The 22,446-nt window shown below is 61.9% G+C and carries 16 protein-coding genes; 9 read left to right on the top strand and 7 right to left on the bottom strand.

Annotated features, from left to right (window positions below; all coding sequences use genetic code 11):
• Positions 1 to 56 precede the first annotated feature (56 nt).
• Both PLANPX_RS26910 and fadA read left to right on the top strand, forming a co-directional pair.
• The gene (locus tag PLANPX_RS26910; RefSeq protein ID WP_152101707.1) at positions 57 to 2,201 is read left to right on the top strand and encodes a 3-hydroxyacyl-CoA dehydrogenase NAD-binding domain-containing protein; all 2,145 of its coding nucleotides are present in this window, start codon (positions 57 to 59) and stop codon (positions 2,199 to 2,201) included.
• A 148-nt stretch (positions 2,202 to 2,349) separates the two neighbouring features.
• A complete protein-coding gene (gene fadA, locus PLANPX_RS26905) occupies positions 2,350 to 3,507 on the top strand; it encodes an acetyl-CoA C-acyltransferase FadA (protein WP_152101706.1) in 1,158 nt (385 codons plus the stop codon).
• Positions 3,508 to 3,665: 158 nt separating this feature from the next.
• On the opposite strand, the gene PLANPX_RS26900 is transcribed toward fadA, so the two are convergent.
• Positions 3,666 to 4,301, bottom strand: a complete 636-nt coding sequence (locus tag PLANPX_RS26900) for a PEP-CTERM sorting domain-containing protein (RefSeq protein ID WP_152101705.1) — start codon at positions 4,299 to 4,301, stop codon at positions 3,666 to 3,668.
• Positions 4,302 to 4,532: 231 nt separating this feature from the next.
• Complete coding sequence (gene uvrA / locus PLANPX_RS26895) at positions 4,533 to 7,409, bottom strand: excinuclease ABC subunit UvrA (protein WP_152101704.1); 2,877 nt, start codon at positions 7,407 to 7,409, stop codon at positions 4,533 to 4,535.
• 360 nt (positions 7,410 to 7,769) lie between these two features.
• Here uvrA and ilvN point away from each other — a divergent pair, with 360 nt between their 5' ends.
• The 3 genes from ilvN to ilvC all read left to right on the top strand — a co-directional run bounded on the left by ilvN (position 7,770) and on the right by ilvC (position 10,895).
• The gene (gene ilvN, locus PLANPX_RS26890) at positions 7,770 to 8,300 is read left to right on the top strand and encodes an acetolactate synthase small subunit (protein WP_152101703.1); all 531 of its coding nucleotides are present in this window, start codon (positions 7,770 to 7,772) and stop codon (positions 8,298 to 8,300) included.
• A 59-nt stretch (positions 8,301 to 8,359) separates the two neighbouring features.
• Positions 8,360 to 9,757, top strand: coding sequence for a hypothetical protein (locus PLANPX_RS26885; RefSeq protein ID WP_152101702.1), 1,398 nt, complete (start codon positions 8,360 to 8,362; stop codon positions 9,755 to 9,757).
• Between the two features lie 130 nt (positions 9,758 to 9,887).
• Entirely contained in the window at positions 9,888 to 10,895 is a 1,008-nt protein-coding gene (gene ilvC, locus PLANPX_RS26880; RefSeq protein ID WP_152101701.1) for a ketol-acid reductoisomerase, read from the top strand.
• A gap of 322 nt (positions 10,896 to 11,217) precedes the next feature.
• Here the strand turns inward: ilvC and PLANPX_RS26875 are convergent, their stop codons facing one another.
• Both PLANPX_RS26875 and PLANPX_RS26870 read right to left on the bottom strand, forming a co-directional pair.
• Positions 11,218 to 11,472, bottom strand: a complete 255-nt coding sequence (locus tag PLANPX_RS26875) for a hypothetical protein (protein WP_152101700.1) — start codon at positions 11,470 to 11,472, stop codon at positions 11,218 to 11,220.
• Positions 11,473 to 11,750: 278 nt separating this feature from the next.
• Positions 11,751 to 12,542 carry a hypothetical protein gene (locus tag PLANPX_RS26870; protein ID WP_152101699.1) on the bottom strand — a complete coding sequence of 264 codons (792 nt, stop codon included), beginning with the start codon at positions 12,540 to 12,542 and terminating at the stop codon, positions 11,751 to 11,753.
• Between the two features lie 517 nt (positions 12,543 to 13,059).
• Between PLANPX_RS26870 and PLANPX_RS26865 the strand changes: the two genes are divergently transcribed.
• The 3 genes from PLANPX_RS26865 to PLANPX_RS26855 all read left to right on the top strand — a co-directional run bounded on the left by PLANPX_RS26865 (position 13,060) and on the right by PLANPX_RS26855 (position 14,745).
• Positions 13,060 to 13,809 carry a superoxide dismutase gene (locus PLANPX_RS26865; protein ID WP_232536258.1) on the top strand — a complete coding sequence of 250 codons (750 nt, stop codon included), beginning with the start codon at positions 13,060 to 13,062 and terminating at the stop codon, positions 13,807 to 13,809.
• A gap of 197 nt (positions 13,810 to 14,006) precedes the next feature.
• Positions 14,007 to 14,438: a hypothetical protein gene (locus tag PLANPX_RS26860; protein ID WP_152101698.1), complete on the top strand. Its 432-nt coding sequence runs from the start codon at positions 14,007 to 14,009 to the stop codon at positions 14,436 to 14,438.
• A 52-nt stretch (positions 14,439 to 14,490) separates the two neighbouring features.
• Complete coding sequence (locus PLANPX_RS26855; RefSeq protein ID WP_152101697.1) at positions 14,491 to 14,745, top strand: hypothetical protein; 255 nt, start codon at positions 14,491 to 14,493, stop codon at positions 14,743 to 14,745.
• A gap of 143 nt (positions 14,746 to 14,888) precedes the next feature.
• Here the strand turns inward: PLANPX_RS26855 and PLANPX_RS26850 are convergent, their stop codons facing one another.
• Positions 14,889 to 15,449: an Ig-like domain-containing protein gene (locus PLANPX_RS26850; RefSeq protein ID WP_152101696.1), complete on the bottom strand. Its 561-nt coding sequence runs from the start codon at positions 15,447 to 15,449 to the stop codon at positions 14,889 to 14,891.
• A gap of 554 nt (positions 15,450 to 16,003) precedes the next feature.
• Positions 16,004 to 16,876, bottom strand: a complete 873-nt coding sequence (locus PLANPX_RS26845; protein WP_172992353.1) for an alkaline phosphatase family protein — start codon at positions 16,874 to 16,876, stop codon at positions 16,004 to 16,006.
• Between the two features lie 305 nt (positions 16,877 to 17,181).
• Here PLANPX_RS26845 and PLANPX_RS26840 point away from each other — a divergent pair, with 305 nt between their 5' ends.
• Complete coding sequence (locus PLANPX_RS26840) at positions 17,182 to 20,496, top strand: PVC-type heme-binding CxxCH protein (RefSeq protein WP_152101694.1); 3,315 nt, start codon at positions 17,182 to 17,184, stop codon at positions 20,494 to 20,496.
• 177 nt (positions 20,497 to 20,673) lie between these two features.
• Here the strand turns inward: PLANPX_RS26840 and PLANPX_RS26835 are convergent, their stop codons facing one another.
• A complete protein-coding gene (locus tag PLANPX_RS26835) occupies positions 20,674 to 22,431 on the bottom strand; it encodes a family 16 glycoside hydrolase (RefSeq protein ID WP_152101693.1) in 1,758 nt (585 codons plus the stop codon).
• Positions 22,432 to 22,446 lie beyond the last annotated feature (15 nt).

The raw sequence follows: 22,446 nt of genomic DNA, 5'->3' as shown, positions 1-22,446 counted from the left end.
TGCTCAATGACGACTTTTCAACCTGACAGTTTGCACATCGAATCAAGGCGGCGATCATGGCTGACGGCTTGCTCTTTCATCTGGAGTCGCCCGCCAGCGACATCGCGGTCATCACGATCAACGATCCGCAAAAGGGCGCCAACATCCTCTCGCGGCCGGCGCTCGCCGAGCTCGACGGCATCCTCTCGACGCTTGAAAAACGGACCGACTTGGCGGGCCTGATCTTCCGCTCGACGAAGCCGGGCAACTTCATCGCCGGGGCCGATCTCCGCGAGTTCGCCGCCGACATCGATGCCCCCGCCGAACATATCGTCGAAATCTCTCGCCGCGGCCAGCAGCTGTTCGGTCGACTGGCGAAGGCGCCGTTCGTCACCGTGGCGGCCATCGAAGGGATCTGCGTCGGCGGCGGGGCGGAACTTTCCGTCTGGTGCGATCGCCGGATCATGGTTGCGAATAGCGAAACGAGCTTCGGCTTCCCCGAAGTGAAGCTCGGCATCTTCCCCGGCTGGGGCGGCACGGCCCGCACGCCGCGGATCGTGGGCCTGAGCAACGCGGTGGAGCTGATCACCGGCGGCGAGTCGATCGACGCCGCGACGGCCCAGGCGATGGGCCTCATTGACGACGTCACCACCGAAGGGGGCGACGCGCTCCTCGCCGCGGCGATTCGCCTCGTTCGCAACGAACAGCAAACCAAAGAATACCTCGAAGACCGTTGCCGCTCGTACGCCCCGATCGCGATCAGCGACACCGAACTCGGCTTCCTCGCCGCGACGGCCAACGCCTACATCCAGGGCCAAACGAAGGGTCAGTACCCGGCGCCAATCGCCGCCCTCGAAACGCTCATCGGCTCGGCCGGCGTAGACGTCGAAGCCGCCTGTGAATTGGAAGCCGAGGGCTTTGCACCGCTGTTCGGGTCGACCGTCAATCGGGCGCTGCTCAACGTCTTCTTTCTTCGCGACCAGAACAAGAAGGCGATGCCTGCGAAGGGCTCGCCGCGCGAGGTGAAGTCGGTGAGCGTCATCGGCGCCGGCACGATGGGGCAGGGGATCGCCGCGGCGAACGTCAAGCGAGGCATTCCGGTCGCGCTCGGCGACACGACGCACGAAGCGGTGTCCCGCGGCGTGAAGGGGGTGCTCGCGGAAGCAAGCTACAACAAGCAACTAAAAGGCCCCGACGCCGCGAAGGCGATCGAGCTCTCGCCGCTCGTCAACGGCACGATGCACGACAGCGAGCTCGCCGACGTCGACCTGATCATCGAAGCGATCTACGAGAGCGAAGGCGCCAAGCAGGAACTGTACGAGCGGCTCGAACCGATCATCAAGGCCCACTCGATCCTCGCCACCAACACGTCGACGATCCCGATCAGCGACCTCGCCGGGCCGCTGGTGCGGCCGGAGCAGTTCTGCGGCCTGCACTTCTTCAACCCGGTGCGGATGATGCCGCTGGTCGAGGTGATTCGCGGCCGCGGGACGAGCGACGATACGATCGCCACGGCCGTCGCCTACTCCCGCCGTATCGGCAAATCGCCGATCGTGGTGAACGACGGCCCGGGGTTCCTAGTGAATCGCGTGCTGCTGCCGTACATGAACGAGGCGCTGCTGCTGCTTCAAGAGGGGGCCCCGATCAAGGCGATCGAACGGGCCGCGACCGCGTTCGGCATGCCGATGGGGCCGCTCGCGCTGTACGACACCGTAGGGCTCGACGTGGCGCTCCACGCCGGCGGCGTGATGGCGAGCGCGTTCCCGCATCGCGTCGTGCGATCCGAAATCTTGCCCGCGATGGTCGACGCCGGCCGCGTCGGCAAGAAGGGCCCCGGCGGCTTCTTCAACTACTCCGGCAAGCGGAACGACCACGGCTCCGACAGCCCGCAAGCGGAAGCGATCATCGCGCCGCATCGCAAGGACGAGCGCAAGTTCTCGACGGGCGAACTAATCGACCGGCTCATCTTGCCGATGTTCCTCGAAGCGACGCGGGTGGTCGAAGACGGCATTGCCGCGAATGTTCGTGACGTCGACCTCGCGTTGATCTACGGCATCGGCTTCCCGCCGTTCCATGGCGGGCTGTTCTTCTGGGCCGACACGATCGGCGCCGAGGCGATTGTCAAGAAACTTGAACCGTACGAAACGCTGGGCGACCGCTACTTGCCGACGGAACTGCTGATCCGCACGGCGAAAGCTGGGAAGAAGTTTTACGACGCTTGAGAATTGAACCACGACGGCACGGCGAACACGACGGAAGACAAAGCAGGAACCGCAGATGGACGCGGATGAACGCAGATAGAAATTCATTTGCGTCTATCGGCGTTCATCGGCGGCTCCAAACCAAGCCATAAACGAGAAGTTCTGACCCATGAAAACTCCAGTGATCGTTGACTGCTGCCGGACGCCCATCGGACGGGCTCATGCCGAGCGGGGCGTCTTTCGCGACGTGCGCTCCGACGATCTCGCCGCGGCGGTCGTGAAGGCGCTCGTCGAGCGAACCGGCATCGATCCGGCGGCGATCGAGGACGTCGTGCTCGGCAACACGCAGCAACAGAAAGAGCAGGGGTTCAACGTCGGTCGAATCGTGGCGCTGCTGGCCGGCTTGCCGAGCAGCGTCGGCGGCGCGACTGTCAATCGCCTGTGCGGCAGCAGCTTGCAGGCGATCAACCAGGCGGCCCACTCGGTGACGGCCGGCGCCGAGGACGTGCAGATCGTCGGCGGGCTCGAGCATATGCAGCACATCCCGATGGATGCGGGAGTCGATTTTAATCCGAAGCTGTTTCACGCCACGAGCAAGGGCGCGCTCCACATGGGGTTCACCGCCGAGTTTCTGGCACAAACGCAGGGAATCGACCGCGAAGCGCAAGACGAGTTCGCCCTCGCCAGCCATCGCAAGGCAGCCGCTGCAACCGACGCCGGGGAATTCGCGAACGAAATCATCCCGATCTGGGGCCGCGACGAACTGGGCGCCCGCGTGCTGGTCCGCGAAGACCAGTGCATCCGCCGCGACACGACGCTAGAAGCGCTCGCCGCGCTGCCGCCGGCGTTCATGCCGAAGATCGGCACGGTGACGGCCGGCAACAGCTCGCCGCTGAACGACGGCGCCGCGGCGCTGCTGATGATGAGCGACGTCCGCGCGAAAGAGCTCGGCTTGAAGCCGCTCGTGAAAATCCGCTCCACCGCGGTCGCCGGCGTCGATCCGAGCGTCATGGGCACCGGCCCCGTGCCGGCGACGCAGCTCGCGCTGAAGCGTGCCGGTCTGTCGCTAGCCGACATCGGCCTGATCGAGCTGAATGAAGCGTTCGCCGCGCAGGCGCTCGCTTGCATTCAGATGCTGGAACTCGACCCCGCCAAAGTCAACATCCGCGGCGGCGCGATCGCCATCGGCCACCCGCTCGGCGCGAGCGGCGCCCGCATCGCCACGACGCTGATCAACGCGATGATCGCCCGCGACGCCCAGTTTGGTCTGGCGACGATGTGCATCGGCATCGGGCAGGGGATCGCGACGATCTTCGAGCGGGTGTAGGCGAACGCGCCTAAGCCGCTCTCGACCGCTGCAACGCACGCTGTCGCCCCTTCTCAATGCGTCAACAAAAACAGCCCCGACCTAGCTAGGTCGGGGCTGCTGCGTTAGTTGCGAACTTGATCGCCGAACTGCGAGCATTTACGCTCGCGAGGAGGCAACTAGCTGCTCTTGCGACGGGAGGCCGCGACTAGCGCGACGAGCGCCATGCCGCCGAGTCCAAAAGTCGCCGGTTCGGGCACAGCCCAGCGGACCGTCAGCAACGTATCCGCGTCGACAACCGGCGCGGGCGACGCCCCCGTGAACAGGTTGGCGTCTGAAACGCCCGTCCAACTCGGTACGACGCCCGCAGCGAAGGTGCCCGTCGCCAGCGCAACGCCGCCGGTGAACGAACCGTAGTTCGGATTGCCGCCGAAAGGCACAAGGCCGACCGGATCGACGTACGTCGACGGGAACGAGCTGCCAATGACGCCAATGCCGAGCGGATAGGGCGGGGTCAAGCTATCGCCCACCACGACGTTCCGCAGCGTCGTGTTGCCTGACTGCAACTGAACGTCGAGTTGCGGCGGCGCGAGAAACGACCCAAAGGTCGTGTTCGTCAGATTCATGTTGACGCCGGCAATTCCTTGCGGCTGAGCCTTGGCGACCGTCGTCCATGTGCCGCCCGAATTGACGTTGCCAGGCGTATTGAATTGCAGGTTCAAGCTCAGCCAGACATTGGCCGCCCGAACTGGAGCCTGGAAGAAGAGCGTCGCCGCTAACGCGGCAACCAAGACCAAATTGCGTGATCGAATCATTAGCGCACCTCACAGAAGAAAAAAATGACGCCCCTGATAATATCCAAGCCCAGGCGATCGCCCGTGGCCTGACGGGCATAGCCTAAGTGATTGGATAGAGGAGTGCAATTACTTTCTTCAATCCCTAACAATTTGATCGGCACGGCCGAATCGCCAAGATTTCGTCACGGCGTGTCGCAAATTGCGCACTTTGCGTACGCTTATGCAGAAATCGGGAGCACTGCGGGTTTTTTACAGCAGTTCCCGCAGCCAACGTCCTGTGTAGCTTGCCTCGCAAGCGGCGACGTCGTCAGGAGTTCCGGCGACGACGATCTGGCCGCCCGCCGCGCCTCCTTCGGGGCCGACGTCGATCACCCAGTCGGCGCATTTGATCATTTCGAGGTGATGTTCAATCACTAGCACCGAGTGGCCCAACTCCACCAACTGCTGCAACACGCGGAGCAAACGGCCAACGTCGTCGGTGTGCAGGCCAGTGGTCGGTTCGTCGAGGATGTAGAGCGTCGGTCCGCCGGAGGGGCGGCCGAGTTCCGCGGCAAGCTTGATCCGCTGCGCTTCGCCGCCCGAGAGGGTGGTGCTGCGCTGGCCGAGCGTCAGGTAGCCGAGGCCCACGTCGACGAGGCTCGTGAGCATGCGGTGGATGCTCGGGTGATTCTCAAAGAACGACACGGCTTCGTCGATCGGCATCGCCAGCACGTCGGCGATCGAACGATCGCGGTATCGCACAGCGAGCGTCTGCCGATTGAACTGCCGGCCGTGGCACACCGGGCAGGTGACGAACAGGTCGGGCAGGAACCGCATCTCGATCCGCTCGACCCCTTGGCCTTGGCAATGCTCGCAACGGCCACCCTTCGTGTTGAAGCTGAAGCGGCCCACTTTGTAACCGTGCTGCTTGGCGTGCTTCGTGCCGGCGAAGACGCGGCGGATTTCGTCCCACATGCCGGTGAAGGTGGCGGGGTTCGAACGCGGCGTGCGGCCGATCGGGGATTGGTCGACGTGGATCAATCGTTCGAGCTTCGCCACGCCGCGTAGTGCGCGGTACGGGCCAGGGCGCGTCAGGACGCCGTTGAGCTTGCGAGCCAGCGCGGCGCCGAGCGTGTCGATAATCAGCGAGCTTTTTCCTGAACCGCTGACGCCCGTGATGCAGGTGAAGAGCCCCAGCGGAATTTGCACGTCGACGTTTTGTAGGTTGTGGAGCGTCGCGCCTTCGAGTTCCAGCATCCGCGTTTTCGCCGGCTTGCGACGCTGGGCCGGGGGTTCGATGCGCAGGCGACCGCTGAGATAGCCGCCAGTAATCGAATCGGGATCGGCGGCGACTTCCGCTGGCGTTCCCTGCGAGACGATCGTGCCGCCGCGATCGCCCGCGCCGGGGCCGACGTCGATCAACCAGTCAGCGGCGCGAATGAGGGCTTCGTCATGCTCGACGACGAGCACCGTGTTGCCTTGCTGTTGCAGCTTGCGGAGCGATTCGATCAGCCGGGCGTTGTCCCGCGGGTGGAGGCCGATCGACGGCTCGTCGAGAATGTACAGGACGCCGACGAGCCCCGAGCCGATGCCGGTCGCCAGTCGCACGCGCTGCATCTCGCCGCCGCTGAGCGAATCGGCGGCGCGGTCGAGAGTGAGATACTCGACGCCAACTTCGACGAGGAAGTCGAGCCGTCGCGCGATCTCGGCGGTAAGCGGTTCGCCGACAGGCTGCATCGCCGGCAGAAATTTCAGATCGCCGAAGAATTGTCTTGCGCGGTCGATCGGGAGCGCGGTGATCTCGTGGATTGCGAGTCCGCCCAATCGGCAGGAGCGGGCTTCGGCCCGCAACCGCGAGCCGCCGCATTCGGGGCAGGGGACTGGACCGCGGAATTCGGCGAGCTTGCTGAGCGTCGCGTCGTTCGTCGCCGCGGCGTAGTCCATCTCGAAGTGGGCGAGCAGGCCGGGGAACTTGCCGCCGTCTCCGGTCAGCAGTTGCTCGCGGGCCTTCGCAGGCCACGCTTCGAGCGGCGTTTCCCAATCGAGCTTCGCTTGCGTGAGCCATGCATCGAGAAACGCATGCTGCGCTTTGCGAGCATCAGCGGCCGCCCCGCGCCACGGCGCCACGGCGCCGGCGGCGAGCGATTGCGTCTCGTCGGGAATCACTAACTCCGGCACAAATCCTTCCCGCGCCGCCAGGCCCTCGCATGCCGGGCAGGCGCCGTAGGGGCTGTTGAAGCTGAACGTCCGCGGCTCGATTTCAGTGAGGTTCGTTTTGCAGTCGGGGCAGGCGTACCGCGTGCTAAAGACGCGTTCTTCCCAGCCATTCTCCGCGGTCGACGCCGTGCCGTTCGCATGCCCGTTGGCAGCGACTTTCGCTTCGGGCGTCAGCGTCGCCGTTCGCAACGCGCCATCGCCATGCTTGAGCGCCAGCCGCACCGATTCCGACAGTCGGTTCTCGATGCCCGGTCGAATGATCACGCGATCGACCACTGCGTCGATGTCGTGCCGCTGCTGCGCTTTCAGTTCGGGCACGTCTTCGAGCTCGTAGGTGAGCCCGTCGATGCGGACGCGGACGAAGCCTTCCTTGCGCACCAGATCGAGAATCTCGGAGTGGCGTCCTTTGCGGCCGCGCACCATCGGCGCGAGGATCATCACCTTCGATTGCTCGGGGAGCGCGAGAATCGCCTGCTGAATCTCGGCCGGCGTTTGCTGCGAGATCGCCGTCCCGCAATTGGGGCAAGCCACATCGCCGGTGCGGGCCATCAACACCCGCAGGAAGTCGTAGATCTCGGTGACCGTCGCGACCGTGCTGCGCGGGTTGTTCGTCGTCGTCCGCTGGTCGAGGGCGACGGTGGGCTGCAGGCCCTCGATTAGGTCGACGTCGGGCCGTTCCATCTGATCGAAGAACTGGCGAGCGTACGTCGAGAGGCTTTCGATGTACTGCCGCTGCCCCTCAGCCAGCAACGTGTCAAAAGCGAGCGAACTTTTCCCCGACCCGCTGAGTCCTGTCATCACCACCAGTCGCCACTGGGGGATGTCGAGGTCGACGTTCCGCAGGTTGTGGGTGCGGGCGCCGCGAATGCGGATCACCTCCCCAGACGGGGCGGCGGCGGTGCTCGGCGGCGGCTGCAGGTCGCTCGACATGCGGGAATCGGTCGGGGTGCTGCGGTGGTCCGAACGGTCACCGACTCCCTAGTCGATCGCACCGGTCTGAGGCCAAACCTGTCAGGCTACCCCAGGGGTTCGCCCCGGGCAACCGGACGGGCGGGCTGGAGGGCCACGAAAGCCAGCCCAACCTTGGCCTCAGTACCCTGTCACCCCGAGGTACTCCGAGGAGTCCGGCTAGATTCCTCGGAGTACCTCGGAATGACAGCGTCGCTCCCGAAAATGACCGGCAAATTCACTCAAACCGCAGCCACTGCCCGCCCTCCCGGCAACTTGTGACCTAACCCCTTCGCAGCTATGATCAAAGGTTCGATTTTTGGCAATCCCCAGGACTATGTCATGCGTCACGTCCTCTCGGCTCTCGTGCAAAACGTCCCCGGCGTGCTGGCCCATGTGGCCGGCATGTTTTCCTCGCGCGGCTACAACATCGACAGCCTCGCGGTCGGCGCCACCGAAGACCCCACCCTCTCGCGGATGACGTTCGTCGTCGTCGGCGACGACAACGTCCTGGAGCAGGTGCGGAAGCAGCTTGAGAAGATCGTCACGGTCGTCCAGGTCGACGATGTGTCATCGCAGGAGTATGTCGAACGCGACTTGATGCTGATCAAGGTCCGCGCCGCGGCCGAGAGCCGCGCTCAGATTCACGAGCTCTGCAACATCTTCCGCGGCCGCGTCGTCGACGTCGCCCCCGACCAAGTGATCGTCGAGATCTCCGGCCCGGAAAAGAAGGTCGAAGCCTTCATCGACCTGATGCGTCCGTTCGGCATCGTCGAGTTGGTCCGCACTGGCCGGATCGCCATGGTCCGCGGCGCGGTTCGTCCGGCTGTGGAGGCGAGTTCTCTGCGGAAAGTGGCTGGGGTGAAGGCGTAGCTTTCGGCGAAGCGAAACCGGCTTGAGGCCTTTTCTTCTCAGATGAAGTCCCAATCACCATGAAACTCCACTGGCTGCTCTGCGGTATCGCGTGCGTGGCGTTGAGTCCGTTCGCGGGCGTTGCTGATGAAATCAGCTGGACGTTTCAGCGCACAGGCTTCATCAATTACGCCCAGAAGCCTCAAACGGCGCTGGCAATGCGAAGCAATTTGAATTGGCCAGTGATCTTTAGCGCCGATTACAACAACCAGCTTAGCGCTTACTCGCTATTCTCCGTTCCGAGCCCGTACGACCAGCCAGCGCAAGGCCCTAGGACGAATTGGCATCGAATCGGCACGAATCTCACGCAGGGCTTCATCCCCTCCGACGAAGTCTACTTGCAGGCGACAAGCGGCTCGCCTGACGGATTCGCCGTCTCGGTTCAAACGCAACATCAGTCGTCGAACATGTTTAACGCCGTCGTGCGTGGGACGTCGTTCGGCGGCTTTCAAACGCCGCTCCTCGACATCCAAGCGGCAAAGTTCGACGGCTCCGGAAATCTGGTTACCGCAACGAATGACACGCCGCCGGGACTAACGTACGGGCACAAGGTTTACGACATCGCGAAGTCGCCGCTGGGCGACACGGGCCTCATTTCCCAGAGCGCTGATTTCGGAGGCGCCGTTACCTTCTGGCAGAAGACGCGTTTGCTGGGAGACACATGGCTGTCGACGCCATTGAATAACCCTGGCGAATCGTCACTCTTTGGCGCATCGCTCGATTTAGCCTACGACTCGGCGTCGCGCCCTCACGTTGTTGGCCTGAACGCAAGTCAGGAATTTAATTCGGTCGTCGCTTACCATTTCGACGTTGTTTCAGGCGGGTGGCTCTCGTCGACCTTGGATACGGCTAGCTATCCAGGCATTGCCGACGTGGCTACGGCCGCCAATGATCAGGGCATCGTCGGAGCCGCTTGGGTCAACGACGGAACTCTCAAATACGCCCTCTTCGACGGTAATCAGCCGAACCCTCAGTGGACCGTCACAACCGTCGCTAACTTTCTTCCCGGCGGGTCGGCGATCAGGGAAGCTCAAGGCGTCGGACTCGCCTTCGATCGACTAGGGCTGCCTGTCATCTCCTTTGTCGCCGAACAAAGTAACGAAATTTGGATCGCCTACGATCCTCCGGTCACGGCTCCCATCGCCGGCGACTTCAATCACGATGGGTTCGTCGACGGCGACGATCTCGACATTTGGAAAACGGCCTTCGCTGGCGCCACCGCTTCGGCCGATGCTGACGGCGATGGAGACAGCGACGGCGCCGACTTCCTCGCTTGGCAACGGAACTTCGCGCCTAGCAGCGGTGCTACGGCTGCGAACGTCGCCGTGCCGGAACCGCTCAGCCTCGTCAGTTCACTGACGGCCATCGTCGCGATTGCAGTAGCGTCGCGTCGCCCGCGTCACTGCTTGCAACTCTGATTCACCCACACACTGTCAACGAGCCGTCGCCAGATCGCTCGTCATCATTTACTCCACATCGACATTGCCAGTCGCATCGACGCGTTAAAGACGATCGCAGCTGGCCCAGACACTTGAACTAGGAACCTTCATGGCCGCAAAGATTTACTACGACAAAGACGCCGATCTCGCCGCTCTCAAGGGGAAGACGGTCGCCATCATTGGTTACGGTTCGCAGGGCCACGCCCATGCTCAGAACCTCCGCGACAGCGGCGTGAAGGTCGTTATTGGCCAGCGTCCCGGCGGCAAGAACTACGATCTCGCCAAGAGCCACGGCTTCGAGCCCGTCTCCGCCGCCGAAGCAACCAAGCAAGCCGACGTCATCAACATCCTGCTGCCGGATGAACTGCAAGCCGACGTCTTCAAGGCCGAGATCCGCGACAACCTGAAGCCCGGCAACGTGCTGATGTGTTCGCACGGCTTCAACATTCACTTCGGCCAGATCGAACCGCCGAAGGGCGTCGATCTGCTGCTCGTCGCGCCGAAGGGCCCGGGCCACTTGGTTCGCAGCGAATTCGAAGCGGGCGGCGGCGTGCCGTGCCTTATCGCCCTGGGCGATGGCGCCAGCGACGAAACCTTCAAGATCGGCATGGCCTACGCGAAGGGCATCGGCGGCACCCGCGGCGGCGTCATTCAAACGACGTTCGCTGAAGAAACCGAAACCGACCTGTTCGGCGAGCAAGCCGTTCTTTGCGGCGGCGCCGCGGCGCTCGTGAAGGCGGGCTTCGAAACCCTCGTCGAAGCCGGCTACCAGCCCGAGATGGCCTACTTCGAATGCATGCACGAGTTGAAGCTGATCGTCGACCTGTTCTACCAGGGCGGCCTCAACTACATGCGGTACAGCATCTCGAACACCGCTGAATACGGCGACTACACCCGCGGCCCGCGGATCGTCACCGAAGAGACGAAGAAGGAAATGAAGAAGATCCTCGAGGAAATCCGCAGCGGTCAATTCGCCCGCGACTGGATCCTCGAGAACAAGGGCGGGGCTGCGTCGTTCAAGGCGACCCGTCGCCGCGAGCGCGAGCACGGCGTCGAAAAGGTGGGCAAGGAGCTCCGCCGCATGATGTCGTGGATCAACGAAAAGGAAGTCGACTAGTCGCCGCCATAGCCGCGGGTCAACGACCCGCCGGAGCGGAACGTAGTCGACCTCCCATCGATTGCGTCTAGTCGCGCCAACGCCAACGGCGTTGCATCATCTAGCCCAGGGTTCGACGCTTGCGTCGTACCCTGGGTTTTTTCGTTGGCGAGCAGCATAACCCTGAAAGGGTTACAGCAATGCGTTCATTGCGCCGCGACTTGTTCTACCCTTGCAGGGTAGTGGGCATGATGGCATCTATTCCCAGGGTTCGACGCTGCGCGTCGAACCCTGGGCTGAAATCGTTAACGCTTTCAGCGTATGAGAGCAGCGCGGCAAGGATCTAACGTCGGCACAAACAAACGCGCTGTACGAACGCCCAAGCGATGAGCGCGACCGCGGCGCCGATGCCAGCGGAGAGAATGTCGACGTGCGGGAGATCGCCGTAGCGGGATCGCGACAGCAACCCGATGAGTCCGCCAACCAGGCCGACCGCGACGCTGCTGCCGGCGGAGACATAACCGTCGTTCGTCCGAATGAGCCGGCTGCCGACGAGCCCCGCGAGGACGCCGACCCACAAACAGTTCAGAATGGCCATCGCCGCCTCGCGTGCACTGCTGTCACAAGCTCCCGCCCTGCTCCGGAGAGGCGGGAGTGGAATGACCGCATACGGACGCAATCGGGAGGCCAATCGAAGGGCCGTGGCGACCAGCGATTCGCTAAACGGCAACCTCGCAACGACTTACTGCTGAGGCAAGGCAAGGGCTGCTAGCGAACGGCTCGCTGAAGAGCGCCACAACTTTGACGACGGATCGTATTCAATTGATCTCCGCCATCGGCTGCGCTGAACCCTGAACCCCAACCGCTGAACCCTCTCTACTGCCGCACCAACCGCTCCGCCGCACGCCGGGCCGCAAAGTCGCCTTCCATGTAGAGGGCAACGGCCGTCGACTTCTGCGCCAGCACCTTCGGCTGGTTCATCCATAGCACCTTCTGGTTGCCGGCCGCTTGCACCGCCACGCGAACCGCGTCGCCGCGCCACGTGACCGGCACGATGAACTGCACCTTCAGCTCGTGGACCCCTTCGAGCGACGTCGTCGGCGACGGCCGCAGCACAAAGAAGACGCCATGTTCTTCATTTGTCGTACCGCTGGCGATCACCGCTTGCTTCGGGGCGACCCGTTTTTGCTTCTCGGTGACGACTTCCTTCCCGCCTTTGCCGCCGCTGATCGACGGCGTGACGTTCGCGGCCGTGCCGCCGATGCAAGGCACCTCGCCGCCGAGCGACGCTTCGAACGAGTGCGACGACTCGGTCGTCTTCACCGTCTCGATGTCGTCGGCAAACTCGCTTTCAAGCCGCGTGCTTGGCGAGAAGTCGTACACCTTCAGGCGGCGATCGACGTCGCCGATCTCGACGCGAATGGTTTCGACGTCGCTCATCGCGCCCGAGGTGAGATAGACCGAGAGGCGAATGGTCGACTCGATGACGCGTTCGTCGGGGTAGCGCTCGGAGAATTCCGGCGTCGTCACGTCACGGCATTCGATCGCCCGACCGAAGTCGAAGGCGAGCCCCGCAGCGTCGGCTGTTTCCTTAGGGCCAGCGGCAACAAACGAAAGAATCACGGCGGCGGCGCTCATGGCGCGCACCGACGAAGCGAAAAGAGGCATGGGGGAAGGCTCCTGCTTCCAAGGCGCATCCGAGCGAGTTCCTCTCGGCCCGACGCGCTACCGCCCGCCCTTCCTGTTGCGGGACTTTCCATATTCGGTCTGCCCGTTCTACGGAAGGATCCACGAAAGGGGTCGAGCGGTTCGCAGTAATTTCGCCGAACTGTCGAACGAGTCGTAAGTTGCCTGCGTCGTAAGAGTTGCGGCGAGCGTTTGCGGGCGATTGGCGCCAGCAGATCGGTGGCACCCGCCCGGCGACAGCGTTAACATTGACGGTCGCGGAAACTGTGCATTGCGGCTATTCCGTAGTGCCTGCACCGCCACACGAGCGCGCAATAGCGGTTTAATCCAAAGGAGAACGCGCCCGCTGGGTGCCACTGGCGTGTCGCCAGTGCGAAGTAGGTACTCACTCGCCGCTTCAGCACTGGCGACACGCCAGTGGCACCCGTTGAAATTCCCGCTCAATTACCACCCGTACAACTCAAACAATTCAGTCCCACCCTTGAGGAGGCTTTGTTACATGGCTACCCCATCCGATCACCCGGTCGATCGCCGCTCCTTCCTCGGCGCCTCCGCCGCCGCGCTCGCTGCTAGCGGCGCCGTCGGCATGCTGGCGTCGAACGCCCAGGCTCAAACCGCCGCCGCTGCTCCCGCCGCGCCGACCGGCCCCTACAAGTTGCCGAAACTCGGCTACGCCTTCGACGCGCTCGAGCCGAACATCGACGCCGAGACGATGGAGATCCACTACACGAAGCATCATCAGGCGTACATCGACAAGCTGAACGCCGCGGTCGCCAACTACCCGGAACTGGCGAAGCTGCCGGCCGATGAACTGGTGAAGAAGCTTGATGCGATTCCGGAGGAGATTCGCACCGCCGTGCAGAACAACGGCGGCGGCCATGTGAACCACACCTTCTTCTGGACGATCATCGGCCCCGGCAAGGGCGGCCAGCCGACCGGCAAACTGGCGGAAGAGATCAACAAGAAGTTCGGCAGCTTCGCATCGTTCAAGGAAGCGCTGAACAACGCCGCCGCCACCCGCTTCGGCAGCGGCTGGGCCTGGCTGGTGAAGGGCCCCGAAGGCCTCGAGGTGATCAGCACCGCGAACCAAGACAGCCCACTGACCGCCGGCAAGACCCCAATCGTCGGCATCGACGTGTGGGAGCACGCCTACTACCTGAAGTACCGCAACAAGAGGCCTGATTACGTGACCGCTTGGTGGAACGTGGTCGATTGGGACCAGGCGTCGAAGAATTTTGACGCGGCGTAACTTCTGACGCCGAACGTAATCTAAACAAGCATTGGCCCTCGGTCGTTGACCGGGGGCCAATGCATTTATCCTTTACAGTTCCCGGAGCGCAATTAATCAAAATACTTGCCGGGCTTTTATATACAGGATATTATCCGTCCTCAATGCACTCGTAACAATCGCCACTTTTGGGCAATCTCTTCAAAGTTGAGGGACGGATGAAGATCCAACAAAAAGACTTGTTTCATGGCGCAGCTCTCACGCAACTCACCGAGCACGTATCATTCAAAGCGCTCAATAAAGCAGACGCGAAGTACGGCCACTACATGGTTAACACTGACCGGCGATTGATGGTCAAATTGACGGAAAAAACTAGTGCGCCTTGGACTTTCACATTTCAACCCGATGACCTCAACACAATAAGCTCAGACATTGCATCTGGATTTAGAACATTTATTGTGTTGGTGTGCGGCAAGGTAACGATCTGTTTGCTTAGCGAGGGTGATTTTTCGCAACTAATTGATTTGACGAGTCCAACAGCGCAATGGATAAAGGTGGAAATCCCCAAAGCGAGCATGCGTGTGCGTGGAAGCCATGGGACACTTAAGGGAGCCATCACCCATAACAGCTTTCCTGACGGCGTTTTCTGATGGCAGGCGCTCAAAAATTAGTGAAACTCACTCGATGGGTGCGACAGCGTCCATGCTCCGCAAACTCCACATCGCCGCAATCGCACTCGTTCTCTTCTTCCTGTTCTCAGTCCCGCTCACGGTTTTCATCTACGGCTTCAGCATCGCACTCGGCGGCCTCGTACTGCTCACGCCGCTGATCATCCTGCAGGCCCTCACGCTCAAGGCCATGTTGCGAAGATTCCCATCCGTCGCGGCGACGATGAGCCCAGAGGCAGAAGAGTTAAACCACGAAACACACGAAATGAACGAAAAGGAAAAAAGATGAGGAACCGCTAATTGACGCGAATGGGCGCTAATAAACTATTCCGTCTTTACTAACGATCAATCAGCCTCCATCAGCGGTGCAATTTGGCTTTTTCTGCTTCTTTCGTTCCTTTCGTGTGTTTCGTGGTTAAAAAATCCCCGCTTCTACTTATTCTCTTTCGCTGCCGTTGAGAACTCGAACGCCACCGGTTCCAGCGGCACGCCGCCTTTGCTCTGGAAGTTGACGTGCCGTTCGCTATTCAGCCCGAAGCGGTATGTTTGCCCTGGCTCCAGTTTGATCGGCAGCGTGATTGTGCGGCCATCCTTCGACCAAGCCGGCCGGCGGTCACTGGTCGCGGGCACCTTGCCGACGAACGACATGCCGCCCCCCATCGGCGCGTCGAACGTTATCTTCAGTTCGCTAATAGCGGCGTCGACGTCCTTGGATCCAATCGGCGGCTCCGTCGACACGACGCGCGGCGCCGCCAACTTGGCGACTAACTTCTTCGACGCCCCATTGGTAGTGAATGCGATCACGGTCGGCGGGGCGGGCGTGCCATGGCTGTCGCGAAAGTTCTGGTGGCTTTTCGAATTAATCCCGATCCGATAGTACGCTCCCTCGGCGAGCTTCACCGGCAACACGAATGTTCGTCGATCTCGCCACCCGGGCTTCGCGGAAGCCGAGTCGATCGGCGGCAATAGCGACGGATCGCCCGTGATACTCATCCCCGCCTCCATCTCGCGATCAAAGCGAATCACAATCTCCTTCAGCCCCGGATCAATGTCCGTCGCGCCGTTGGCTGGATTCGCTCTGTATTGCGGGAAAGGACTCTTCGTCCGCCTGGCGCTCGGCTCCGCAGTTGCGGCCTTCGTTGCGGAATCGCTCTCGGTCGCATCGCCAGCCTGCGACTGCGCGGCACTGAGTCGTTCTCGCTACCGTCTGCCATCGTCGCCTGCTGCAGCAACAGCGTGCTCGCCATGGCCGCAGCCCGAACTACGTTTGCCATCCACAAACGAACGCCCATGACGGTCTCCGTTCTTCGAGATGTGATTTGTTAGCGAGTCGGACCTGAAGGATCTCTACTGGCAAAAGATAGCGGAGAGAGGAAATTTTACTTAGCAAAGTACGAGAGCACCGAAAATAAAGAAGAGTCAACGCCGACCGACGCTAACGAACGCAACTTATTGCATTCCCTCTCGCTTTCTTTTCGTGTCCTTTCGCGTGTTTCGTGGTTAAAAATCCCCGCATTCAGAACCACGCAACCGCCAGCCACTCGCACCTACTTCAATCCCACCGCTTCGCCATCCAGCTTCCAAGCCGGATCAACGGAGACGCCGAGGTGCTTGAGCGCCGTCGGCACGAGGTCGACCTGTCCCCGTTCACCGGCGATCTTGCCGCGATGGGCCGCATCGCCGCTGACGACCAGCCACGAGCACGCGACCTCCGGATTCTCGTGCCCGTTGCTATGGCTCGTGCCGCTGCCGCCGTGGTCGGTCGTTACCAGGATCAGCCAATCTTCATTGGCGCGAGTGGGGCGCGATTCGATCGCTGCGAGCAGTTCGCCAACATAGCCATCGACCCGTTCGATCGCCTTCACGTAAGTCGGCACCGAGGGATGAAACCCGTCGGCATGCCCGGCGCCGTCAACCTGTCCGAAGTAAACGACCGTCGCCGTCGGATCGGCTTCGCGCAAATGCTTGCTCGCCGCGGCGACGATCTCGACGTCGCTGAGTTGGTAGTTGTGATCCTCGCGTTCGGCGTCGAGCGTCACGTCCGAATCGCTGAGGATGTTTTTTGCGATCGGGCTCCAGTCGGAGAACGACGCCGTCGCGGCGTCGGGCTGCGCCTGCTTCAACCGTTTGAAGAAGTGAGGGTACTCCTCGTAGTTCGGCGCCGTGAATTCGTTGTCCATCGCGCGATGCTTGTCGGACCAGACGCCGCATAGGATGTTCGACCACCCGGGACCGCTGATCGTGTCGGCCTCTCGATACCGCGCCGGAAAAATCCGCGTCGGTTGGGCGACGGCGCCCGCTTCCATCAGCGCGTCGAGATGCGGAGTCTCGGCCCGCTGGAGGGCGTCGAAACGACAACCGTCGATGCCAATGACGAGCACCTTCTTCGTCGGCTCCACGGCGTCAGCGGCGGAGGCCATTGCGAAAATCGCTACACAGATTGCAAATGAAGTCACGCCGAACCGGCGGCGGAGAGAACGGCTGAGCATCAGGCTGTCCTCGCGAAAGAAGTCGTGGCGTTGCTCGCACTACGCTGGATGAGCCAAATATCTTACAAGATTTCCGCCGGTGTTTTGCGGATTCTCTGCCGGCTTTTCGCGGCCGAGGCAGTTCCCCTCGCGGCCGTACGTATGGCTATAATGGCATACTGCGCTGCCTCAGCGTAGTTGCTTCTGATCTATCGCCGCCATCCACCACGGCGGCTTCCACGCGACGGAGTTTCGACGTGCGTAGTCTCGCAAGCATTCGCTTCCTTAGTCTCGCTCTGTTTCTCTTGGCTCTCGGCTTCATTGCGACCGACAGTCGAGTCCTCGCGGCTGACGCCTCCCAGCCGCAGCTTGAACTGAAGCCGCACGATCGCATCGCCCTCGTCGGCAACGGTCTCGCCGAGCGGATGCGGCTCTACGGCAATTTCGAGGCGCTGCTCCACACGCGATTCCCGGCCTACGAGCTCGTCGTCCGCAACTTCGGCTGGCCGGCGGACGAGGTCGGCAACCAGCAGCGTTCGAACGACTACACGGCGATCGACGACCCGCTGGAGGAATTTGCACCCAACGTGATCATCGCGTTCTTTGGTTACAACGAGTCGTATGCCGGATACGACGGGCTGCCGAAGTTCAAGGAAGACTTGGCGGCATGGGTGAAACGGACCCGCGACCAGTTCACCAAAGATGGCGTGGCGCCGCGGATTGTACTGGTATCGCCAATTGCGTACGAAGCAACCGGCAATCCGTTGATGCCGAATGGGGCTAAGGAGAATGAGAATCTCTATGAGTATACGAAGGCGATGAAGGAGTTCGCGCAGACGGAGAAGTTGCCGTTCGTTGATCTGTTCGCAAAGACTCCGCAGGAGCCGAAGCGATCAAAGGAAGGAAAGAAGGGACTAGTACTCCATTTCACGACTGACGGCGTCCACCTTAATCCCGTCGGAGATGCGTTCGTCGCGGGCATTCTTGACGGAGCACTCTTTGGAAAAGGGACGGTCGATATCACGAAAGCGTCCGACTGGAAAAAGCTTGAGCCGTTGCGCAACGCCATCGTCGACCTCCAATGGCACCACCAGCAAGACTACCGCATGGTCAACGGCTGGTACGTCTACGGCAGCCGTTCGAAACCGCTCGACGTCGAAACGTTCCCTGCCGAGTATGCGAAGATTCGCAAGATGTGCGCGCAGCGTGACGAAGTCATCTGGGCGATCGCTCAAGGCAAGACGCCGCCGGTCCCCGACGACGTGAACCCCGTGCTCGCGATCCCGCCGACCGCCTTCGGCACAAAACCCTATTCCGAACCGGCTGACCTCCGCATCCTCACGCCCGATGAAGCGCTCAAGGCGATGAAGGTTCCCGAGGGATACGAAATCCAAACCTTCGCATCGGAAGAAGACTTCCCCGACCTCGCCAAGCCGGTGCAGATGGCGTTTGATAACAAGGGCCGCCTGTGGGCCGCGTGCATGCCAAGCTACCCGCAGTGGAAGCCGGGCGATCCGAAACCGAACGACAAGCTGATCATCTTCGAAGACACCGACGGGGACGGTAAGGCCGACAAGTCGACTGTCTTCGCCGACGGATTGCACGTGCCGGTCGGGTTCGAGTTCTGGAACGGCGGCGTGCTCGTCGTGAATCAGCCGAAGCTGATGTTTTTCAAGGATACCGACGGCGACGATAAGGCCGACGTCCACGAGGTGGTGCTCGACGGCTTCGCTACCGACGATACGCATCACGCGATCAGCGCGTTCGAGTGGACCCCCGACGGGCGGCTCATCATGCTCGAAGGGATCTCGATGAGCGGCACGGTCGAAACGCCGTACGGACCGGTCCGCAACAAAGACAAATCGTCCGGCTACGCCCTCGACCCGCGTAACTGGAAGCTGGAAAAGTACATCTACCCCTGTCTGGTGAACGCGTGGTGCTTTAGCCACAACGATTGGGGCCAGCCGTTCCTCGGCGACGGCACCGGCGCCAACCAGCACTGGGCGACGCCGCTGACCGTGGCGCCGAGCGAGCAGCGAGGCAACAACGAGCAGTTCATCGCCTACGACGGCCCAACGATGCGGCCGGCGCTCGGCAACGGCTTTTTGTTTAGCCGCCACTTCCCCGAATCGGAGCAGGGGAACTTCTTCTACGCCTGCGTCATCAACATGAACGGCATTTTGCAGTTCAAGGTTGAGGACAATGGCTCGGGCTACAAAGGAAGTCGCGTCGAAGATCTGGTGACGTCGACCGACCGCAACTTCCGCCCCGGCGATCCGCAAATTGGCCCCGATGGCGCCCTCTACTTCATCGATTGGCATAACCCGCTCATCGGCCACATGCAGTACTCGCAGCGCGATCCGAATCGCGATCACACGCATGGCCGCATCTACCGCATGACCGCGAAGGGCCGGCCGCTGGTGACGCCGGTCACCCAAGCGGGGAAGAGCGTGCCGGAACTCTTGGAACAACTCCGCGAATACGAGCCCGCAGCGCGGTACCGCGTACAGCGCGAACTGCGCGATCGACCGAAAGATCAGGTCGTCGCGGCAGTGCAGGAGTGGGTCGGCAAGATCGATGCGAACGATCCGCTGCACGATCGACTTATCACCGAAGCAATGTGGGCGCTCGCCGGGCAGCATGCGTTCGATGCGAAGCTGATCGAACAGGTCGCCGCGGCGCAAGACTTCAACGCTCGCGCGGCGGCGGCGCACACGATCGCCGACCAACGCGATCTCTATCCGGGCGCCCTCGACATGCTGGCGAAGCTCGCAAGCGATCCTCACCCGCGGGTGCGACTCGAAGCGGTTCGCGGGTTGAGCTACTTCCCCGTACCGACGGCGGTGCAACTCGCGCTCGGCGTGCTCAAGCACCCGATGGATGCCGAGCTCACGTTCACGCTTGAAAGTGCGCTTGGTTCGCTACGACCGGTGTGGGAACCGGCCCTCGCCGGGAATGCACCGTGGTCGATTGAAGATCCGGCAGCGGCGGCTTTTCTCGTTCGCGTTGCTTCCGGCAACGATAAGGGCCGCGAAGTGACTTCGCTGGTGAACTCGATCATCGAACGCTACGACAGCGAAGGCCATCGCACCACGGTGATGTCGCGGCTCAACGCCCTCGACGGCAACGCGGGCGAAGGCGCCAAGGTCTTCAAGCGGGCGTGCGCCGCCTGCCATCGCGTCGGCGCCGAGGGGGCCGACTTCGGACCAAACCTGAGCGACGTCGGCAAGCGGCTGCGGCTCGACGAAATCCTCGAATCGGTGCTGTTCCCCAACAAGAAGATCGATCCGAAGTACCGGGCGACCAACATTCTCACGATCGACGGCAAAGCGGTCTCGGGGCTTGTCGTCGCTGAGGACGACAAGGAACTGACCCTCGTCGTCGGCCAGGGCACCGTTGAGAAGGTGCCGAAGGAAGACATCGACATTCGCGAAGAGCTCGAAGTCTCCAGCATGCCGGAGAAACTGCACGAAGGAATGAGCGGCGTCGAGTTCCTCGACCTGCTCGAGTTCCTCGCCGCGCAGCAGACGGCGCCGACGCCTCCCGCCGAAACGGCCTCCGGCGGCGAGTAAGTCGGTACGGCGATTAACCGTTACTTGACGCAAATTAAGACTGGACGGGATCACATGATAAAGAGGATCGACAGGATTTCGTCTTTCCAATCCTGTCGATCCGATACGATCCCGTAATCCTGTCCAGTCTTCTCATGCTGCTGCAGATTCGCGTGATTCGCGGTTAACGCATTCGCCCTACAGGCTCAGCGTGAACTGCTGATCCTCGGCCACTTTGCACCGCTTCGTCGACGGGCTAAAGCTCCGTACCTTGATCGTCTTGCCGTCGGGCAGGAACTCGATCAGTCGCATGAAGCCTTCGCCTCCCTCAGCGCGGTTCTGATAGTTGGCCAGCATTTGATGGACCATGTTACCCGCGTCGCCGGGGGTCGACGTGCGGCCGGCGCCATCTTCGAGGACGTGGCCGTTGAGCGTCATGATAAAGCCAGGGTGCTTCTTCACGAGCTTGTCCCATAGCTCTTGGCCGTCGTTGACGCCGCCTGGCAGCTTCGACTGGGCGTAAGCGTGCGGGTTCCAGGTTTGCTTGTCGCCGCGCGTCTTCCAGTCGTACCGCGTATCGTCGTAGTACATGTAGGCATGTGTGAGCAGGATCACTTGATGATCGGGATGCTTGCTGACGATCTTGTCGGCCCACGCCACCGCTTCGTCCCGCGGTCCCCATTCGAGCGCGAGGATGAGATACTTCTTGCCGTTCGCTTCGAACGTGTGGTAGCTATTCTCCAGCTTGCCCGCTTCCATCACGCCGCCGAAGCCGGGAACCTTCGCCAGTTCCTCGGCGGAGAAATAGTCGTTGAGCATCGTCGTGCGATCGGCCGACGAACCGTTCTTGCCGTAGTCGTGATTGCCCGGCGTCAAGGCGTAGGGAACCTTACCGTCGAGCCGGCTCATCGCCGCCTTCGCAACTTCCCACTGCTTCGGCACGTTGTTGTTCGTGATGTCCCCTTCGTGGAGGACGTACTTGATGTTGAGCCGCTCGGCGTTGTCGGCGATCCACTGCGTTTGGTTGTGGAAGTGATGATTCCACTTGAGATGCATCGCGTAGATCTGGGTATCGGGCATCGCGACGATCATGAACGAACCCGGCTCGGTGAGTTCCACAGGGTCGCACGGCTCCTGCGGATCGTTCTTGGCGCCTGTCTCGGCTGGCAGCGGCTTGAGTTCCACTTTGCGGAACTCGACGGGATGGCTTTCCGACTGCAGCGCGATCGTGCCGCCAGTGATGATCTTCGCCGCACCGGCCTCGAGCAACTTCTTGGCATCCGCGTCTTGCGGATCGAGTTGCGGCTCGGTGTACTCGAGCACCGTCTTGCCGTTGATCTTGTGGCGGATCAGTTTGCCGGCGTGGACTTCAATCTCGGCGGTCACCCATTGGTCGCCGTGGAAGGTGTCGCTCGTACTGTTCGTGCAGTGGGCCGTGTGGAGCTTGCCATCGAGCACGACGTTCGTACCAGGCGTGCAGAGGTTGCCCGTTGGCCGCGGGTTCTTGCCATCGCCGCCGAGGAACTGCACCTCGATCGAAACGGGAAACTCCTGGTCCTTCGTCATCCCCTTCGGATCTTGCCCATGGATCATCACGCCGCTGTTGCGGGTCGCCCAGCCGGGGCCGCCGTTGGCCTGCTCGCCGACGAAGCGGTACTCGATGCGCAGGATGTAGTTCGAGTACGGCTCCTTATAGAACAGGTGGCCGTAGCGGCCGCGGAAGGGGCCTTCGTACTTATCGTAGGCGGTTTTGATGACGCCGTTCTCGACGCGGAACGTGTCGGCGTAGTTGACGCCGAGTTCATGCCCGCGAATCTTCGGCGTCCAGCCCGTGAGGTCCTTGCCGTTGAAGAGTTGGATCCAACCGTCGCTCTCCGCTGCGAAGCCGAGGCGAGACGCGGCGAGAGTGAGTGCCGGCGTGAGAGCGCTGGCGGCGAGGAACTGGCGGCGATCCATGGATGTGCTCGCAGG

Source organism: Lacipirellula parvula, from assembly GCF_009177095.1.
Classification (GTDB): domain Bacteria; phylum Planctomycetota; class Planctomycetia; order Pirellulales; family Lacipirellulaceae; genus Lacipirellula; species Lacipirellula parvula.
Note: the sequence above shows the minus strand (reverse complement) of the source record. Positions and strands in the feature narration are given on the sequence as shown.

Coding starts and splice junctions, on each gene's coding strand:
- PLANPX_RS26870 (WP_152101699.1), bottom strand. CDS start 12,542: ATGCCTCTTTTCGCTTCGTCGGTGCGCGCCATGAGCGCCGCCGCCGTG.
- PLANPX_RS26850 (WP_152101696.1), bottom strand. CDS start 15,449: ATGAGTATCACGGGCGATCCGTCGCTATTGCCGCCGATCGACTCGGCT.
- PLANPX_RS26885 (WP_152101702.1), top strand. CDS start 8,360: ATGAAACTCCACTGGCTGCTCTGCGGTATCGCGTGCGTGGCGTTGAGT.
- PLANPX_RS26900 (WP_152101705.1), bottom strand. CDS start 4,301: ATGATTCGATCACGCAATTTGGTCTTGGTTGCCGCGTTAGCGGCGACG.
- fadA (WP_152101706.1), top strand. CDS start 2,350: ATGAAAACTCCAGTGATCGTTGACTGCTGCCGGACGCCCATCGGACGG.
- PLANPX_RS26865 (WP_232536258.1), top strand. CDS start 13,060: ATGGCTACCCCATCCGATCACCCGGTCGATCGCCGCTCCTTCCTCGGC.
- ilvC (WP_152101701.1), top strand. CDS start 9,888: ATGGCCGCAAAGATTTACTACGACAAAGACGCCGATCTCGCCGCTCTC.
- PLANPX_RS26875 (WP_152101700.1), bottom strand. CDS start 11,472: ATGGCCATTCTGAACTGTTTGTGGGTCGGCGTCCTCGCGGGGCTCGTC.
- PLANPX_RS26910 (WP_152101707.1), top strand. CDS start 57: ATGGCTGACGGCTTGCTCTTTCATCTGGAGTCGCCCGCCAGCGACATC.
- PLANPX_RS26835 (WP_152101693.1), bottom strand. CDS start 22,431: ATGGATCGCCGCCAGTTCCTCGCCGCCAGCGCTCTCACGCCGGCACTC.
- uvrA (WP_152101704.1), bottom strand. CDS start 7,409: ATGTCGAGCGACCTGCAGCCGCCGCCGAGCACCGCCGCCGCCCCGTCT.
- PLANPX_RS26845 (WP_172992353.1), bottom strand. CDS start 16,876: ATGGCCTCCGCCGCTGACGCCGTGGAGCCGACGAAGAAGGTGCTCGTC.
- PLANPX_RS26855 (WP_152101697.1), top strand. CDS start 14,491: ATGCTCCGCAAACTCCACATCGCCGCAATCGCACTCGTTCTCTTCTTC.
- ilvN (WP_152101703.1), top strand. CDS start 7,770: ATGCGTCACGTCCTCTCGGCTCTCGTGCAAAACGTCCCCGGCGTGCTG.
- PLANPX_RS26860 (WP_152101698.1), top strand. CDS start 14,007: ATGAAGATCCAACAAAAAGACTTGTTTCATGGCGCAGCTCTCACGCAA.